We start from the raw sequence: 15,106 nt of genomic DNA on the forward strand, positions 1-15,106 counted from the left end.
TGCGCCAATTTGACCACCGTTGATCGCCGAGATCAAGGGGAATCGACGCATCGATCAAACGTTACTGCGTCTCGTGCTGTGCGAGCACCGCGCCGAGCTGTTCGTTCATCTGGTGCATTGTACGACGGATTTCCTCCGCCGGAAATGCTTCACCGTGCCGCACGCTCGTTTGCAGCCGCAGCAATTCCGATGCGAGCGACAGCGCTGCCATGACCGCGATGCGATCGGTGCCGCGTACCGAGCTGTTCGAGCGGATTTTCGACATCTCGGCATCGACGCGCGCGACCGCTTCGAGCAGCGCCGCTTCGGTCTCGGCCGAACAGGCGAGACGATAGGGCTGACCGAGAATCGAGACTTCGATCTGCTTGGTGCTCATGCATGTTCTCCGTGGCTGGCCGCGTCATCGCCATCCGTACGCGCCTGCCCGTCCAGCAGGTCGAGCTGGTTGTCGGCTTGCTCCGCGCTTTTCGAGCGTGGAAGCTTTTCGAGAATCGCGTTCAGTTTCACCTGTGCGTCGTCGATTTTCGCCGACAGCGTGTCGCGCTCGGCTGCGAGCGCATTGCGTTCGTCGCGCAGTTCCGCGAGTTCCGCGCGGACCGTGTCCGCTTCCGCGCGCAATTGCGCGACCTGCTCCTCGAGCGCGAGCCGTTCCGAGTGATAGCGCTTGTTCAGCGAAATCAGACGGCCAATATTTTGAGATAAGGTTTCGAGTTCGTTGAGCATTTGCTGCGTCCTCTAAAGACCCAGCATTTTAGCGCGGAATAACGCGCAATCCGACATCTGTAACGTTTCCAGTCGTAACACCCCTGCTTCTTGCCGCGAATGGACGCGTCCCGTGCGTGTCCGGGCGCTTCCTTGACGCTCGCGCGACCGGCTCCTAAACTGGCGCCGCCTCGGTGCTCGCGCGTGGAACGCGCGGTTAAACGGGAAGCAGGGCGCGGGCTTCGCCAGAAGGCCGCCAACCTGCGCTGCCCCCGCAACGGTAAGCGGCCGCGTCGCATGACGCAGGCCGGCTCAGGCGTGCTCCGCGTGCAGGTCTTGCAGGCGGGCACGGGCCACTGCGCGTTTTTAGCGCGGGAAGGCGAGCCGGTACGCCGCCAGCCCGGATACCGGCCGAGGCGGGGAGCCCGCACGGGCTTCGTGACGCGTGGCCTGCGGGGAAGCGGGGTGCGCAGTGCTTCACGGGATCTTCTTCGATGCTGACCCCAATCGTCGGCGGCGCCGATTTCTGCCATCTTGGTGATGCGCTCGAACCGGGCGACCGCCGGACGGTTGACGCGCCCATCGACCCTCTGACCGACAAGGACCACGAGCTTGGTTATGCCTACGACACGCCGCACCGCGCCGATGTCGCGCCCGGCCGGCCGCTGTAGCCGGCCGGTGCGCGGCGCGTCGCCCACCCGGCGGAGGGCAGCATGAGCGCCGCGCGCGCCGCCGCGATCTGGGCCGCGCTGGCCGCCGTGGTCGCGTTACTGTTCGTCGCGTCGTTGTCGATCGGCAGCGTGCCGATGTCGCCGTGGCAGGCGCTCGCATCGCTCGTGCCGCATGGCGGCGACGCGCTGTTCGCCGATATCGTTCGTACGCTGCGCCTGCCGCGCGCGCTCGCAGGCTTCGCGTGCGGCGCGCTGCTCGCGCTGGCCGGCGCGTTGCTGCAGGTGTTGCTGCGCAATCCGCTCGCCGATCCGTACGTGCTCGGCGTGTCAGGCGGCGCGGCCGGCTTCGCGCTCGTCGCGATGATCGCGGGCGGCGCATGGTGGCTCGTCGACGCATCGGCGTTCGCCGGTTCGCTCGTGTCGGTCGCGCTCGTGCTCGGCCTCGCGCGCCGCGAGCTGTGGCGTGGCGAGTCGCGCGACGCGTCACCGCGGCTGCTGCTCACCGGCGTCGTGATCGCCGCGGGGTGGGGGGGCGCTCGTCACGCTACTGCTGTCGCTCGCGCCCGATGCGCGGCTGCGCGGGATCATCTTCTGGCTGACCGGCGACCTGAACGGCGTGACCGCGCCATGGTTCGCATGGGGGGCGCTGCTGCTGGCCGCATGCATCGCGCTGCCGGCCGCGCCGCAACTGAACGTGCTGCTGCGCGGCGATGCGACGGCACTTGCGCTCGGCGTACCCGTCGCGCGCCTGCGCGTGCGGATCTATCTCGTCGCGTCGCTGGCTGCCGCGGCTGCGGTGACGACGGCCGGCACGATCGGCTTCGTCGGTCTCGTCGTGCCGCACGCGTTGCGGCTCGCATTCGGCAACGACCAGCGGATGCTGCTGCCGGCCGCGATGCTCGCGGGCGGCGGTGGCGTGATGGCGGCCGACCTGCTTGCGCGCACCGCGATCGCCCCCGCGCAACTGCCGGTCGGCGTGATGACGGCGTTGATCGGCGTGCCGGTGTTCCTGTGGATGTTGTTGAGGAGGCCGATGCGATGACGGATGCCGCACGGCACGCCACCGACGGCGACATGATCTACGCGACCGTCGACCTGACGCTGAAGGCCGGCGAACGCACGCTGCTCGACGGTTTTACGCACGCGTTCCGCCCCGGCGAGATCTGGTGCGTCGCGGGGCCGAACGGTGCGGGCAAGACGACGCTGCTCGCGACGCTCGCGGGGCTGCAGCCGCCGGCCGGCGGCCGGGTCGAGATCGACGGCCGGCCGCTCGGCGCATGGTTGCCCGCGCCGCTCGCGCAGCGCCGCGCGCTGATGCCGCAGCAACTGCACGACGCGTTCAGCGCGACCGTATTCGACACGGTGCTGCTCAACCGCTTTCCGTATCTCGGTGGCTGGGGCTGGGAGCGCGACGGCGATCGCGCGGCCGCGCGCGATGCGCTCGCGACGTTCGGCCTGACCGCGCTCGCGTCGCGCGACGTGCTGTCGCTGTCGGGCGGCGAGCGGCAGCGCGTCGCGCTGGCCGCGACGCTGTGCCAGGACGCGCCGCTGATGCTGCTCGACGAGCCGCTCGCGCATCTCGACCTGCATCACCAGATCGATTGCCTGACCGCGCTGGCCGCATGGCTCGACGCCGGACCGCGCACCGTGCTGTTCTCGTGCCACGACCTGAATCTCGCGCGGCGTTTCGCGACGCACGCGCTGTTGCTCGACGGCCGCGGCCAAGCGTGGGCCGGCCCCGTGCACGACGTATTGACACCCGAGCGCGCGAGCGACGCGTTCGGTTATCCGCTGGTGCTGATCCGCGAAAACGGCCGCGACGCGCTGCTGCCCGCGTGGCCCGAGCGACAATGACCTTTCCCTTTCCGATGCGCGGCACACGCCGCGCCCACGACACGGCTTCCCGATGACGACTCCGACCCACTTCCCGCCCGCGATCGCGCCGCTCGACGAAGCGCTGCGCAAGCGCCTGCAGCACGTGATCGACCACAAGACCAAGCCGCCCGGCAGCCTCGGCCAGCTCGAGGCGGTCGCGTTGCAGATCGGCCTGATCCAGCACACCGAGCAGCCCGTCGTGCAGCGTCCCGTGATGATCGTGTTCGCCGGCGATCACGGGATCGCGGCCGAGGGCGTGAGTCCTTATCCGCAAGCCGTGACCGCGCAGATGGTCGCGAACTTCCTGGCCGGCGGCGCGGCGATCAACGCGTTCGCGGGCGTCGCGCAGAGCGTGCTCGAGATCGTCGATGCGGGCGTCGCGTCGCCGCTGCCGCTGTCCGACCGGCTGGTATCGCTGCCGGTCGCGCGCGGCACGCGCAACTTCGCGGCGGAGCCGGCGATGACGCGCGACGAAGCGATGACGGCGCTTGCGGCCGGCGCGGCGCGCGTGCGCCTGCACGCATCGCTCGGCACGAACGTGATCGGTTTCGGCGAGATGGGGATCGCGAACACGTCGTCGGCCGCGTGCCTGATGAGCCGCCTGCTCAGCGTGCCGGTCGACGCCTGCGTCGGGCGCGGCACGGGCCTCGACGACCAGGGCCTCGCGCACAAGCGCGCGGTGCTCGGCCGCGCGCTCGTCAAGCATTCGCACGCGATCGCGCCGCTCGACGTGCTCGCGACGTTCGGCGGCTTCGAGATCGCGATGATGACGGGTGCGTATCTCGCGGCCGCGAGCGAGCGGATGACGATCCTCGTCGACGGCTTCATCGCGACGGCCGCACTGCTCGTCGCCGAGCGCATCGCGCCCGGCGTGCGCGACTACTGCGTGTTCTCGCATACGTCGCACGAGGCCGGGCACCGGCGCATGCTCGAGCATTTCGGCGCGAAGCCGCTGCTCGCGCTCGACCTGCGGCTCGGCGAAGGCACGGGCGCGGCGCTCGCGCTGCCGCTCGTGCGCGCGGCGGCTGCGTTCCTCAGCGAGATGGCGAGCTTCGAGTCCGCCGGCGTCGACAATCGTGACGCCTGATCGCGCGCGCGGCGTGCGTGCCGAGCTGCGCTACTTCTTCGTCGCGCTCGGTTATTTCACACGTGTGCCCGTGCCGCGTGCGATCGGCTACGCGGCCGGCGATCTCGACCAGGCCGCGCGCTATTTCCCGCTCGTCGGGGCGTGCGTCGGCGCGTGGGGCGCGCTCGTCTATCTCGCCGCGTTGCGCGTGCTGCCCGCGTCGATCGCGGTCGGGCTGTCGATGGCCGCGACGCTGCTCGCGACCGGCGCATTCCACGAAGACGGTCTTGCCGACAGTTGCGATGCGTTCGGCGGCGCCTACACGCGCGACGACGTGCTGCGCATCATGCACGACTCGCGGATCGGCACGTTCGGCGCGGTCGCGCTCGTGATCGCGCTCGGCCTGAAGTGGCAGGCGCTCGCGGCGATGCCGCCGCTGCGCGCCGCATGGACGATGATTGCCGCGCACGCGGCGAGCCGCGCGGCGGCCGTGAGCCTGCTGATGTCGCTCGACTATGTGCGGCCCGAAGGCAAGGCGAAGCCGGTCGCGCAACGAATGGGCGCGCGCGCGGCGTGTGTCGCGGCGCTGTTCGGATTGCCGTGGCTGTTCTGGCCCGACTGGCGCGCGGGCATCGCTGCATGCGTCGCGCTCGTGCTCGTGCGCGCGTGGGCGGCACGCTATTTCGTGAAGCGGATCGGCGGTTATACGGGCGACTGTCTCGGCTTCGCGCAGCAACTGAGTGAACTGGCGATCTATCTCGTGGTGCTCGGATGGACATCGTCCTGATCCGTCATCCGGCCGTGGGCGTCGAGCCGGGCGTTTGCTATGGGCGCAGCGACGTGCCGCTCGCCGCAACGGCCGATGCCGGCGCGGATGCCGTGCATGCGCATCTGTCGGCGCTCGGTGCGCCGCCGCCCGAACAATTGTGGACGAGCCCGCTGACGCGATGCGCGTCGGTCGCCGAGCGGCTCGCAAGAGCGTTCGACGTGCCGCTGCGTCGCGACGCAGGCTGGCAGGAAATGGATTTCGGCGCGTGGGAAATGCAGCGCTGGGACGATATCGACCGCGCGGCGCTCGATGCGTGGGCGGCCGACCTGATGCATGCATGCGCGCATGGCGGCGAAAGCGTTGTGCAGTTCGCCGCGCGTGTCGTGCAGCGGGCCGATGCGGTGGCGCAATTCGACGGGCCGCAATGGGCGGTCACGCATGCGGGTGTGATCCGCGCGTTCGCGTCCCATGTGTTGCATGTGCCGATCGAAACGATGCTGTCGCGGCCGGTGCCGACGGGGGGAGTCGTCTGGCTGTGCTCGCATGACGCGGCGCGAGCATGGGAAGTCGTGCACTGGGATGAATAGGTTCGCTCGCGTCTACATGCGAGCGGCACAACGTGCAGCCAAACCGACTCGGGCAACGCACCTTCAGGCATAACGCGCGAGCCGCCGGCAATCAGCGCGCCGGCCGCCGCGCCCGCGCGGCATCCAGATCCTCGCACAGCGCGGCTGCGCCCTGCGCGATCCGCGGCGACGGCCGCGTCAGCAGATCGCCGTCGATCGCGAACAGGTTGTTGCGCGCCACGGCCGTCAACGCCGGCCACGCCCGCCAGCGCGCGAGGCTCGGCAGCGGTTCGTCCGAACGCGTCGCGCCGGCGCTCGTCGTCACGATCGCTTCCGGATTCGCCGCGAGCACGGCTTCGTCGGTGACGCTCGGCGCGAGCGGCTTGAGCGACGCGAACACGTTGCGTCCGCCGCACAGCGCGATCACGTCGTTGATCAAATGCGTGCCGTTGAGCGTCGTGAGCGGACGGTCCCAGACCTGGAAGAACATCGTGACCGGTGCGCGCGTGGCATAGCGTGTGCGCAGCGCCGCGATGTCGCGCGTGAAAGAAGCCGCGGCCGCATCGGCGGTCGGCTGCGTGCCGAGCAGCGTGCCGAGCCGGCGCAGCGACGACGACACATCGTCGAGATGCTTCGGTTCACTGAAGAACAGTGGAATGTGCAGCGCGCGCAGCGCGTCGGTTTGCCGCTCGGCGTTGCCGTGCCGCCAGACGACGATCAGGTCGGGCTTCAGCGCGGCGATCCGTTCGAGGTCGAGCGCCTTGTTGTCGCCCACGCGCGGCACCGCTTGCGCGGCCGGCGGATAGTCGCTGTACGTGACGGTGCCGACGAGCTTCGCGCCGCCGCCGGCCGCGTAGACCAGCTCGGTCGCGTGCGGCGCGAGGCTGATCACGCGCTGCGCGGGTGCGGGCAGCGTCACCGTATTGCCGGCATCGTCGCGCGTCGTGACGTCGGCGTGGACGAGCGGCGCGTGAGCGAGTGCGGCCAGCGTCGCGGCCGGCGCCAGCCGGCGGAACAGGCGCGGGATCATGCGGGTGCCTGTTGAAGCGTCGGCACGCACTGCGCGAGCGCATCGCCGAGGCGCTGCCATTCGGCTTCGCTGCCCGGCAGCCCGACGCGCACGCTCGACTTCGTCGCGAAGTGCCGCGTCCAGATTCCGCGTGCCGCGAGCGCCGCATGCAGCGCCGCGGCGCGCGGGTCGTCGGTCCAGCTGAAGAGCGGCGTCGCGTGAACCGTAAAGCCGTGCGCGCGCAGCAGCGCGGCCAGTCGCGCGCCGTCGGCGGTGAGCCGTTCGCGTGCGGCTGCCTGCCATGCGCGATCGGCGAACGCCGCGGCGACCGCGTGGCGCGCGGGACCGCTGACCGTCCACGCGCCCAGCATGTCGCGCAGCGCGACGATCCGTTCGGGGCACGCGAGCACGAAGCCCGCGCGGATGCCGGCGAGACCGAAGAACTTGCCGACGGAGCGCAACACGACGAGCCCGGCGTGGCCGACGTGCTGTGCGAGTGACTGCGTCGCGCCCGTATCGGCGAACGCCTCGTCGACGATCAGCGTGCCGCCGCGTGCGGCCAGTTGCGCATGCCAGCCGAGCAGGCGCTCGGCCGGCACGCATTCGGCGGTCGGGTTGTTCGGATTCCCGACGATGACGTGGCGCAGCGTTGCGGGCAGCGTGTCCGAGCCGATGTCGAGCGAAACGACACCATGACCCTGACGCGCGAATGCAGGCGCGTACTCGCCGTAGGCGAGCGCCGCGACACCGGCGTCGCCCGGCGGCAGCAACGCGGGCAATGCGCGGATCGCGGCCTGGCTGCCGGCGACCGGCAGCACGTGCGCGGGATCGGGCGCGTCGTAGTACAGCGCGGCGCAGGCCGCGAGGCTGTCGCCGTCGTCGGGCAGCCGGCGCCACGCGTCGGCCGGGACGGGCGGCACCGGATAACCGACCGGATTGATGCCGGTCGACAGGTCGAGCCACGCGTCGTACGGAATGCCGTGGCGGCGTGCGGCTTCGTGCAGGTTGCCGCCGTGCGTAATGGGTGTGTCAGACATGATGGGTGGCCATGGCGAGTGCGCCGCTCGCGACCAGCAGCGCGAGCCACAGGGCAAGCGTGCGCGTGACGAGCGACAGCGCGGCGACGACGTGGACGGCGCTCGCCGTTGCACCGGTGCCGAGCGCCGGGCGATCCTCGATCTCGCCGTGATAGACGGCCGGGCCGCCGAGCTGCACGTTCAGGCTGCCGGCGCCCGCGGCCATCACGGGGCCCGCGTTCGGGCTGTCCCAGTGGCGCGCCTGCGTGCGCCAGCAGCGCCACGCGGCGGCCGTGTCGCCGAGCAGCGCGTAGCTCGCGGCGGTGAGGCGCGCGGGAATCCAGTTCAGCGCGTCGTCGATGCGCGCGGCGGCCCAGCCGAACGTGAGGAAGCGCGGCGTGCGGTAGCCCCACATCGCGTCGAGCGTGTTCGCGAGGCGGAACAGCAGTGCGCCGGGGCCGCCCGCGACGACGAACCAGAAGAGCGCGCCGAAGATCGCGTCGTTGCCGTTTTCCAGCGCCGATTCGACGGCCGCGCGCGACAACGCGCCTTCGTCGGCGTCGCTGGTGTCGCGCGACACGATGCGCGCGGTCAGCGTGCGGGCGGCGTCGAGGTCATGCCGCAGCAGCGCCGCAGCGATCGGCACGATATGGTCGGCGAGGCTTTTCGCGCCGAGCGCGAACCACAGCAGCGCGACGTGCAGCGCGGCCGCGAGCGGCCACGGCAGCACGGCCGCGAGCCAGGCCGCGACGGCCACCGGCGGCACGACCGCCGCGGCCCACGCGGCGACGCCGATCACGCGGCCCCGCCGGCCCGTGTTCAATGCGCCTTCGATGCGTGCGGCGAGCCGGCCGAACGCGACGAGCGGATGCCAGCCGGCGGGTTCGCCGATCACGCGGTCGACGATCGCGGCCGCGACCGCGAGCATCGCGACGACGGGCAGCGACAGCATCAGCATGACGGCGCTCCTGCCTTGATGTCGAGCGGCAACCCGGCGACGACCAGCGTCACGCGCGTCGCGAGCGCGGCGATGCGCTGGTTCAGGCGCCCGAGCTCGTCGACGTAGCGGCGCGTGACCGACCCGAGCGGCACGACGCCGAGGCCGATCTCGTTGCTGACGACGATCACCTTCGCGCGCGCGCCGCGCAGCGCGTGTTCGAGTCGTTCGACCTGCGCCGCGTATTGCGCATCGTCGAGCGGGTCGCCTTCGGCCGGGCACAGCAGGGTCGTGAGCCACAGCGTGAGGCAATCGACGAGCAGGCATGCGTGCGGATCGTCGAGCCGCGCGAGCGTGCCGGCGAGATCGACGCTTGCGTCGGCGAACCCCCAGTCGGCCGGCCGGCGCGCGCGATGATGCGCGATACGCTGCGCGAATTCGGCATCGTCGGCGGTCGCGGCGGCGGTCGCGATGTAGGTGACGGGGCGGCCGCTGTCGGCGGCGAGCCGCTCGGCATGCGCGCTCTTGCCCGAGCGCGCGCCGCCGAGGACGAAGGTGAGGTCGTGCGGAATCATCGCGTGATTGTAACGGCGCGGGCGTACCGGCGCGGGCGATAATGCGGGCTTTGCTTCGCCACGACTTTGACACGATGAATGCACCCGAGCCGCGGCCGCGCGGCACGCTGATGATCCAGGGCACGACGTCCGACGCGGGCAAGAGCACGCTCGTCGCGGGCCTGTGCCGCCTCGCGCGCCGCGCCGGCGCGCGCGTGGCGCCGTTCAAGCCGCAGAACATGGCGCTCAACAGCGCGGTGACGGCCGACGGCGGCGAGATCGGCCGCGCGCAGGCGCTGCAGGCGCTGGCCGCGGGCGTCGCGCCGCATACCGATTTCAACCCCGTGCTGCTGAAGCCGACGAGCGATCGCGGCGCGCAGGTGATCATTCACGGCAAGGCGCGCATGAACCTCAACGCGCGGGCGTATCACGACTACAAGCCGGTCGCGTTCGACGCGGTGCTCGAATCGTACGCGCGCCTGCGCGCCGGTTACGACACCGTGATCGTCGAAGGCGCGGGCAGCCCGGCCGAGATCAACCTGCGCGAAGGTGACATCGCGAACATGGGGTTTGCCGAGCGCGTCGACTGCCCGGTCGTGCTCGTCGCCGACATCGATCGCGGCGGCGTGTTCGCGCACCTGGTCGGCACGCTCGCGTGCCTGTCGGACAGCGAGCGCGCGCGCGTGCGCGGCTTCGTGATCAACCGCTTTCGCGGCGACTTCAAGCTGCTCGAACCGGGGCTCGACTGGCTGCGCGCGCAGACGGGCAAGCCGGTGTTCGGCGTGCTGCCGTACCTGCACGGGCTGATGCTCGACGCCGAGGACATGCTGCCCGCGCAGGCGCGCAGCGCCGCGGCACGCGGCGACGCCGGCGTGCTGCGCGTCGTCGTGCCCGCGCTGCCGCGCATCAGCAACCACACCGATTTCGATCCGCTGCGCGCGCATCCGCAGGTCGAGTTCACGTACTGGAAGAGCGGCCCCGTGCCGGACGCCGACCTGCTGATCCTGCCCGGATCGAAGAGCGTGCAGCGCGACCTCGACTGGCTGCGCGACGCGGGCTGGGATGCGGTGATCCGTCGCCATCTGCGCTACGGCGGCAAGGTGATCGGCATCTGCGGCGGGATGCAGATGCTCGGCCGCACGCTCGACGATCCGCTCGGCCTCGAAGGCGCGCCCGGCAGCGTGCCGGGCCTCGCGCTGCTCGATTTCGACACGACGCTGCAGCCGGACAAGACGCTGAAGAACGTCGCCGGGCATCTTGCGCTGCCGGGCGGGGCCGTCGTGCGCGGCTACGAGATTCACATGGGCGACACGCGCGGGCCCGCGCTTTCGGCGCCCGCGCTGGCGCTGGCGGGCGACGCCGCGCAGGGCGCCGCGCGCCCGGACGGCGCGGTGTCCGCCGACGGCCAGATCCTCGCGACCTACGTGCACGGGCTGTTCGACTCGCCCGACGCATGCGCGGCGCTGCTCGCGTGGGCCGGGCTGGACGGCGCGGAACGCATCGACTATCCGGCGCTGCGCGAGGCATCGCTCGAGCGGCTGGCCGACACGTTCGCCGAACACCTCGATCTCGACGCGCTGTACGCGGAATTCCGCTGACGCGCCGGCCGGGACCGGATGCAACAGGCCTCGCATTTTCCGCCGGATCGCGTACAACACAGAAGGGCGGCAGTCCGTCCGGAGGAGTGCGGCGATGAAGGTTCGATGGTGGTGGAGCGTGCTGCTGGCAGCGCTGCTGGGCGTATCGGCCTATGCGCACGCGTGCGATTCGTATGGCGCCGGCGGCAGCCCGTCCGGTGCCGACTCGTCACAAGGCAAGAGCGGTTACTGAGATTCGCATCAGGGCATGATCGGTCATGCCCTTTTTTTGCCCTTATTCATTCCTTTTGGGAATCAGTTAAAGCGAATTTGCGTGTTTATCGGCGAAATTGATTCGAATAGAGTGCGATCCATTCTCATCCACTCACGAAGGAATCCGCCATGAACTCCAATCGCCTGAACGATTTCGCCGCGACGCTGCTGCGCGTCGCGCTCGGTGTGTTGTATCTCGCCCACGTCGCACAGAAGGTGTTCGTCTTCACGCTGCCCGGCACCGCGCAGTTCTTCGCATCGATCGGCCTGCCGGGCTGGCTCGCGTACCTGACGGCGTTCGTCGAACTGGCGGGCGGCCTGGCGCTGCTCGCGGGGTTCCGCGTGCGCGTCGCCGCGCTCGTGCTGCTGCCGTTCATGCTCGGCGCGACCGCCGCGCATCTGCCGAACGGCTGGAGCTTCGCGTCGCCGAACGGTGGCTGGGAATACCCGGCGTTCTGGGCCGTCACCCTTGCCGTGCAGGCGCTGCTGGGCGGCGGCGCGTTCGCGATCGGCGCGCGGGAGGCCGCGGTTCAGCGTGCATGAGGGCGGGTAAACGGCGCGCCGGCCGGCGCAACCCGTTTCGGTGACACCCTGTTTGCCGATATCATCGCTCCCTGTATCCGCAATCGAGCGGCGCCAGCCATGCGGCCGGCGCCGCGTGGCTTTTTCGGGGGAATTCATGACGGTGATCGTGGTGGCGAATCCGAAGGGCGGCGTGGGGAAGAGCACGTTGTCCACCAATCTTGCCGGCTATTTCGCGGCGCAGGGCGCATGGGTCGCGCTCGCCGACCTGGACCGGCAGCAGTCCGCGCATGCGTGGCTCGACCTGCGGCCGGCCGGCTTGCCGGCGATCGAGGCGTGGGATCTCGATCCGGACGCGCCGACGAAGCCGCCGCGCGGCCTCGAATACGCGGTGATCGATACGCCGGCCGGCCTGCACGGCAACCGGCTCAACGTCGCGCTGCAACTCGCCGACAAGGTGATCGTGCCGCTGCAGCCGTCGATGTTCGATATTCTCGCGACCCAGCAGTTTCTGGAGCGCCTCGCCGGCGAAAAGGCCGTGCGCAAGGGCAGCGTCGAGGTCGGCATCGTCGGGATGCGGGTCGATGCGCGCACGCGCTCGTCCGACCAGCTGCACCGGTTCGTCGAAGGGCTCGGCCTGCCGGTGCTCGGCTACGTGCGCGACACGCAGAACTACGTGCAGATCGCCGCGCACGGCCTCACGCTGTGGGACGTCGCGAAGAGCCGCGTCGACAAGGATCTCGAACAGTGGCGGCCGATCGTCGAATGGGCAGAACGCGGTGCGCCGAAGGCGGAGAAGGTCGCCAAGGCGTCCTGATCCGGACGCGCCGGCACGAGGCCGGCGCGCGATGAAATGAGAAAGGGCCGGATCCCGTGTCGCACGGGACCGGCCCTTCAGCCGCAGGCGGCGCAGCCGGCCCGCGCGCCAGCGCGCGCGGCAGGCCGCTCAGGTTACGTCCAGTTCTGCGTCGGCACGTGATCGCGGTGGCCCTTGATCTTGTTGCCGTCGTCGATGAATACGAGCTTCGGCTTCCAGCCGGCCTGCAGTTCGGCTTCGTCGACCATCGCGAACGCCGCGATGATCACGAGGTCGCCGAGCTGCGCACGGCGCGCGGCCGAGCCGTTCAGCGAGATCATCCCGCTGCCGCGCTCGCCCTTGATCGCGTACGTCGAGAAACGCTCGCCGTTGTTGATGTTCCAGATGTCGATCCGTTCGTTTTCGACGATGTTCGAGGCTTCGAGCAGGTCTTCGTCGATCGCGCACGAGCCTTCGTAGTGCAGCTCGCAGTGCGTGACGGCTACGCGGTGGATCTTCGATTTGAGCATGTGGCGCTGCATGGTGTCTCCGTGATGCGTCGTGAGAGGCGCGGGCGGGCGGCCCGTCAGATTTCCAGGTTGTCGATGAGGCGCGTCGCGCCGAGCTTCGCGGCCGCGAGCACGACGAGCGGCTCGCCGGCTTCGAGTTCGGCGGCGCTCGGCGCAATCAGGTTCGCGCGGCGGCGGATCGACAGGTAGTCGGGCGCCCAGCCGCGATCGGCGAGGTGCGTGCGTGCCTGTTGTTCGACCTTGGCGAGGTCGCGCTCGCCGCCGAGCACGCTTTCGCGCATGCGCTGCAGCGTTCTCGCGAGTTCGGGCGCCTCCTGACGCTCGTCGGTCGACAGGTAGCGGTTGCGCGACGACAGCGCGAGGCCGTCCTCGTCGCGCACGGTTTCGGCGGCGATGATGTCGACCGGCAGCGCGAGCTGCTGGCACATGCGGCGCACGATCATCAGCTGCTGGTAGTCCTTCTTGCCGAACACGGCGACGCGCGGCTGCACGCAGGCCATCAGCTTCGCGACGACCGTGCACACGCCGGTGAAGAAGCCGGGCCGGAATTCACCCTCGAGGATCCCGCCGAGATCGTCCGGCGGCAGCACGCGGTATTCCTGCGGCTCCGGGTACATGTCGCGCTCGGTCGGCGCGAACAGCACGTAGACGTTTTCCCTCTGCAGCTTCTCGATATCGTCCTGCAGCGTGCGCGGATACTTGTCGAAATCCTCGTTCGGGCCGAATTGCAGCCGATTGACGAAGATGCTCGCCACGACCGGGTCGCCGTGCTGGCGCGCGAGGCGCATCAGCGACAGGTGCCCTTCGTGCAGGTTGCCCATCGTCGGCACGAACGCCGTGCGGTTCTGTCCGCGCAACTGGTCGCGCAGTTCATGGATCGAGCTGATGACTTTCATGATCGGGTAGCGGGTTCCTCGCGCATGCGCGCGTTGGCGCCGCAGCAGCGGCGTCGGGGTCGAAGCGGAGAACGCCGGCGCGCGGGCGGCGCATCGGGCGTCGGCGGATTGTAGAGGATTTGGCCGCCAAACGCATCGAAAAGAGAACGATCGTTCACTTTTTAGCGGGGTGTGCCGGAACCGGCCGTACGGCCGCCCGTCAGGGCGAAGCGGCGGGCATCGGGACGAATCGGGAGAGCGGGAGGGGGCCTGCTTACGCGGGCAGGTACGCGAGGCGCACGTAGATCGGCGCGAACGGCTCGGCCTGCGTGATCTCGACGAGCGATTCGCGAGCGAGCTCGAGCATCGCGATGAAATTCACGACCACGACCGGCACGCCGCGCGACGTGTCGAACAGGTCGGCGAACTCCATGAAGCGCGCGTTCTGCAGCCGGCGCAGGATCAGGCTCATGTGTTCGCGCACCGACAGCTCCTCGCGGGAGATCTTGTGATGCTGGACGAGCTTCGCGCGCTTGAGCACGTCGGCCCACGCGGCGCGCAGGTCGTCGGAGTTCACGTCGGGGAAGCGCGGCGTGATGCTCTGCTCGATGTAGACATCGGCGCGCAGGAAGTCGCGGCCGAGCTGCGGCAACCGGTCGATACGCTGTGCCGCGAGCTTCATCTGCTCGTATTCGAGCAGGCGGCGCACGAGTTCGGCGCGCGGATCCTCGGCTTCCTCGCCGGTGTCGGCCTTCTTGACCGGCAGCAGCATCCGCGACTTGATCTCGATCAGCATCGCGGCCATCAGCAGATACTCGGCCGCGAGCTCGAGGTTCGACGTGCGGATCTGGTCGACATAGCCCAGATATTGCGCGGTGACCTGCGCCATCGGGATGTCGAGCACGTTGAAGTTCTGCTTGCGGATCAGGTACAGCAGCAGGTCGAGCGGGCCTTCGAACGTCTCGAGGAAGATCTCGAGCGCATCGGGCGGGATGTAGAGATCCTGCGGCAGCTTGAAGAGCGGCTCGCCGTACAGGCGAGCGAACGCCGCGACACCGTCGACCGTGTCGGGCGTCGAATCGGCGCCCGCGGGCGCGGCGATCGCGTCGTCCTGCCGGGCGGCGCTGGCCTCGTCGGCGGCGCTCACGTCGTCAGAAGTTCTGGTAGTAGACGTACGACGTTTGCTTCACGCGCGATTCCTGCTGCTCGTCGCGCTCGTCGAGGTCGATCGGCTGCTTGTCCCACAGCAGGGAACGGCCCTGGCGCTGCTCTGCCTCGAGCGTCGGCTTCTGCTGCTTGAGCTGGTTCAGGAACTGCGTGACGTCGGACTGGTACGGCATGGCTGGATTTTCCGTTTCGGGCGGCGCA

18 protein-coding genes, 1 pseudogene and 1 riboswitch are annotated in these 15,106 nt (G+C 69.9%); of the genes and pseudogenes, 9 read left to right on the top strand and 10 right to left on the bottom strand.

Annotated elements, in window-relative coordinates; genetic code table 11:
* Positions 1-61: 61 nt before the first annotated feature.
* Together BBJ41_RS16510 and BBJ41_RS16515 are read right to left on the bottom strand one after the other, a co-directional pair.
* The gene (locus tag BBJ41_RS16510) at positions 62-376 is read right to left on the bottom strand and encodes a cell division protein ZapA (protein ID WP_006478091.1); all 315 of its coding nucleotides are present in this window, start codon (positions 374-376) and stop codon (positions 62-64) included.
* Entirely contained in the window at positions 373-723 is a 351-nt protein-coding gene (locus BBJ41_RS16515; protein WP_069747293.1) for an ATPase, read from the bottom strand. The genes BBJ41_RS16510 and BBJ41_RS16515 overlap by 4 nt, the downstream gene beginning before the upstream one ends.
* A 154-nt stretch (positions 724-877) precedes the next feature.
* A riboswitch (cobalamin riboswitch) is annotated at positions 878-1,132 on the top strand.
* A 202-nt stretch (positions 1,133-1,334) separates the two neighbouring features.
* Here BBJ41_RS16515 and BBJ41_RS16520 point away from each other — a divergent pair.
* From BBJ41_RS16520 to cobC, 5 genes and pseudogenes are all read left to right on the top strand, one after another.
* Positions 1,335-2,415 (top strand): annotated as a pseudogene (locus tag BBJ41_RS16520) (FecCD family ABC transporter permease); the annotation flags it as partial.
* Positions 2,412-3,227, top strand: coding sequence for an ABC transporter ATP-binding protein (locus BBJ41_RS16525; RefSeq protein ID WP_069747294.1), 816 nt, complete (start codon positions 2,412-2,414; stop codon positions 3,225-3,227). The pseudogene BBJ41_RS16520 and the gene BBJ41_RS16525, both read left to right, overlap by 4 nt.
* A 52-nt stretch (positions 3,228-3,279) precedes the next feature.
* Positions 3,280-4,335 (top strand): nicotinate-nucleotide--dimethylbenzimidazole phosphoribosyltransferase, encoded by a 1,056-nt coding sequence (gene cobT / locus BBJ41_RS16530; RefSeq protein ID WP_069747295.1) that lies wholly within the window; start codon positions 3,280-3,282, stop codon positions 4,333-4,335.
* Complete coding sequence (locus tag BBJ41_RS16535; RefSeq protein WP_069747296.1) at positions 4,325-5,101, top strand: adenosylcobinamide-GDP ribazoletransferase; 777 nt, start codon at positions 4,325-4,327, stop codon at positions 5,099-5,101. The genes cobT and BBJ41_RS16535 overlap by 11 nt, the downstream gene beginning before the upstream one ends.
* Positions 5,086-5,670 (top strand): alpha-ribazole phosphatase, encoded by a 585-nt coding sequence (gene cobC, locus BBJ41_RS16540; protein WP_069747297.1) that lies wholly within the window; start codon positions 5,086-5,088, stop codon positions 5,668-5,670. Before BBJ41_RS16535 ends, cobC begins: the two co-directional genes overlap by 16 nt.
* Before the next feature lie 91 nt (positions 5,671-5,761).
* Here cobC and BBJ41_RS16545 read toward each other — a convergent pair whose 3' ends face one another.
* Genes BBJ41_RS16545 through cobU form a run of 4 tightly spaced genes read right to left on the bottom strand, consistent with a single transcriptional unit; the run spans position 5,762 to position 9,186 of the window.
* Positions 5,762-6,679, bottom strand: a complete 918-nt coding sequence (locus tag BBJ41_RS16545; RefSeq protein ID WP_069747298.1) for a cobalamin-binding protein — start codon at positions 6,677-6,679, stop codon at positions 5,762-5,764.
* The gene (gene cobD, locus BBJ41_RS16550) at positions 6,676-7,695 is read right to left on the bottom strand and encodes a threonine-phosphate decarboxylase CobD (RefSeq protein WP_069747299.1); all 1,020 of its coding nucleotides are present in this window, start codon (positions 7,693-7,695) and stop codon (positions 6,676-6,678) included. Before cobD ends, BBJ41_RS16545 begins: the two co-directional genes overlap by 4 nt.
* Entirely contained in the window at positions 7,688-8,632 is a 945-nt protein-coding gene (gene cbiB / locus BBJ41_RS16555; RefSeq protein WP_069747300.1) for an adenosylcobinamide-phosphate synthase CbiB, read from the bottom strand. The genes cobD and cbiB overlap by 8 nt, the downstream gene beginning before the upstream one ends.
* Positions 8,626-9,186 (bottom strand): bifunctional adenosylcobinamide kinase/adenosylcobinamide-phosphate guanylyltransferase, encoded by a 561-nt coding sequence (cobU, locus tag BBJ41_RS16560; protein WP_069747301.1) that lies wholly within the window; start codon positions 9,184-9,186, stop codon positions 8,626-8,628. Before cobU ends, cbiB begins: the two co-directional genes overlap by 7 nt.
* A 74-nt stretch (positions 9,187-9,260) precedes the next feature.
* Between cobU and BBJ41_RS16565 the strand changes: the two genes are divergently transcribed.
* The 4 genes from BBJ41_RS16565 to BBJ41_RS16575 all read left to right on the top strand — a co-directional run bounded on the left by BBJ41_RS16565 (position 9,261) and on the right by BBJ41_RS16575 (position 12,354).
* The gene (locus BBJ41_RS16565; protein WP_069747302.1) at positions 9,261-10,763 is read left to right on the top strand and encodes a cobyric acid synthase; all 1,503 of its coding nucleotides are present in this window, start codon (positions 9,261-9,263) and stop codon (positions 10,761-10,763) included.
* A gap of 94 nt (positions 10,764-10,857) precedes the next feature.
* Positions 10,858-10,995 (top strand): hypothetical protein, encoded by a 138-nt coding sequence (locus BBJ41_RS41180; RefSeq protein ID WP_163012863.1) that lies wholly within the window; start codon positions 10,858-10,860, stop codon positions 10,993-10,995.
* 149 nt (positions 10,996-11,144) lie between these two features.
* The gene (locus BBJ41_RS16570; RefSeq protein WP_069747303.1) at positions 11,145-11,558 is read left to right on the top strand and encodes a DoxX family protein; all 414 of its coding nucleotides are present in this window, start codon (positions 11,145-11,147) and stop codon (positions 11,556-11,558) included.
* Positions 11,559-11,694: 136 nt separating this feature from the next.
* A complete protein-coding gene (locus tag BBJ41_RS16575; protein WP_069747304.1) occupies positions 11,695-12,354 on the top strand; it encodes a ParA family protein in 660 nt (219 codons plus the stop codon).
* A 134-nt stretch (positions 12,355-12,488) separates the two neighbouring features.
* Here BBJ41_RS16575 and panD read toward each other — a convergent pair whose 3' ends face one another.
* The 4 genes from panD to BBJ41_RS16595 all read right to left on the bottom strand — a co-directional run bounded on the left by panD (position 12,489) and on the right by BBJ41_RS16595 (position 15,078).
* A complete protein-coding gene (gene panD, locus BBJ41_RS16580; protein ID WP_069747305.1) occupies positions 12,489-12,875 on the bottom strand; it encodes an aspartate 1-decarboxylase in 387 nt (128 codons plus the stop codon).
* 44 nt (positions 12,876-12,919) lie between these two features.
* Positions 12,920-13,759: a pantoate--beta-alanine ligase gene (panC, locus tag BBJ41_RS16585; RefSeq protein WP_069747306.1), complete on the bottom strand. Its 840-nt coding sequence runs from the start codon at positions 13,757-13,759 to the stop codon at positions 12,920-12,922.
* 253 nt (positions 13,760-14,012) lie between these two features.
* Positions 14,013-14,885: a segregation and condensation protein A gene (locus tag BBJ41_RS16590; protein WP_069747307.1), complete on the bottom strand. Its 873-nt coding sequence runs from the start codon at positions 14,883-14,885 to the stop codon at positions 14,013-14,015.
* Positions 14,886-14,889: 4 nt separating this feature from the next.
* Positions 14,890-15,078: a DUF3460 family protein gene (locus BBJ41_RS16595; RefSeq protein WP_069747308.1), complete on the bottom strand. Its 189-nt coding sequence runs from the start codon at positions 15,076-15,078 to the stop codon at positions 14,890-14,892.
* Positions 15,079-15,106: the final 28 nt, after the last annotated feature.

Origin of the sequence: Burkholderia stabilis (genome assembly GCF_001742165.1) — a bacterium.
Lineage (GTDB): Bacteria > Pseudomonadota > Gammaproteobacteria > Burkholderiales > Burkholderiaceae > Burkholderia > Burkholderia stabilis.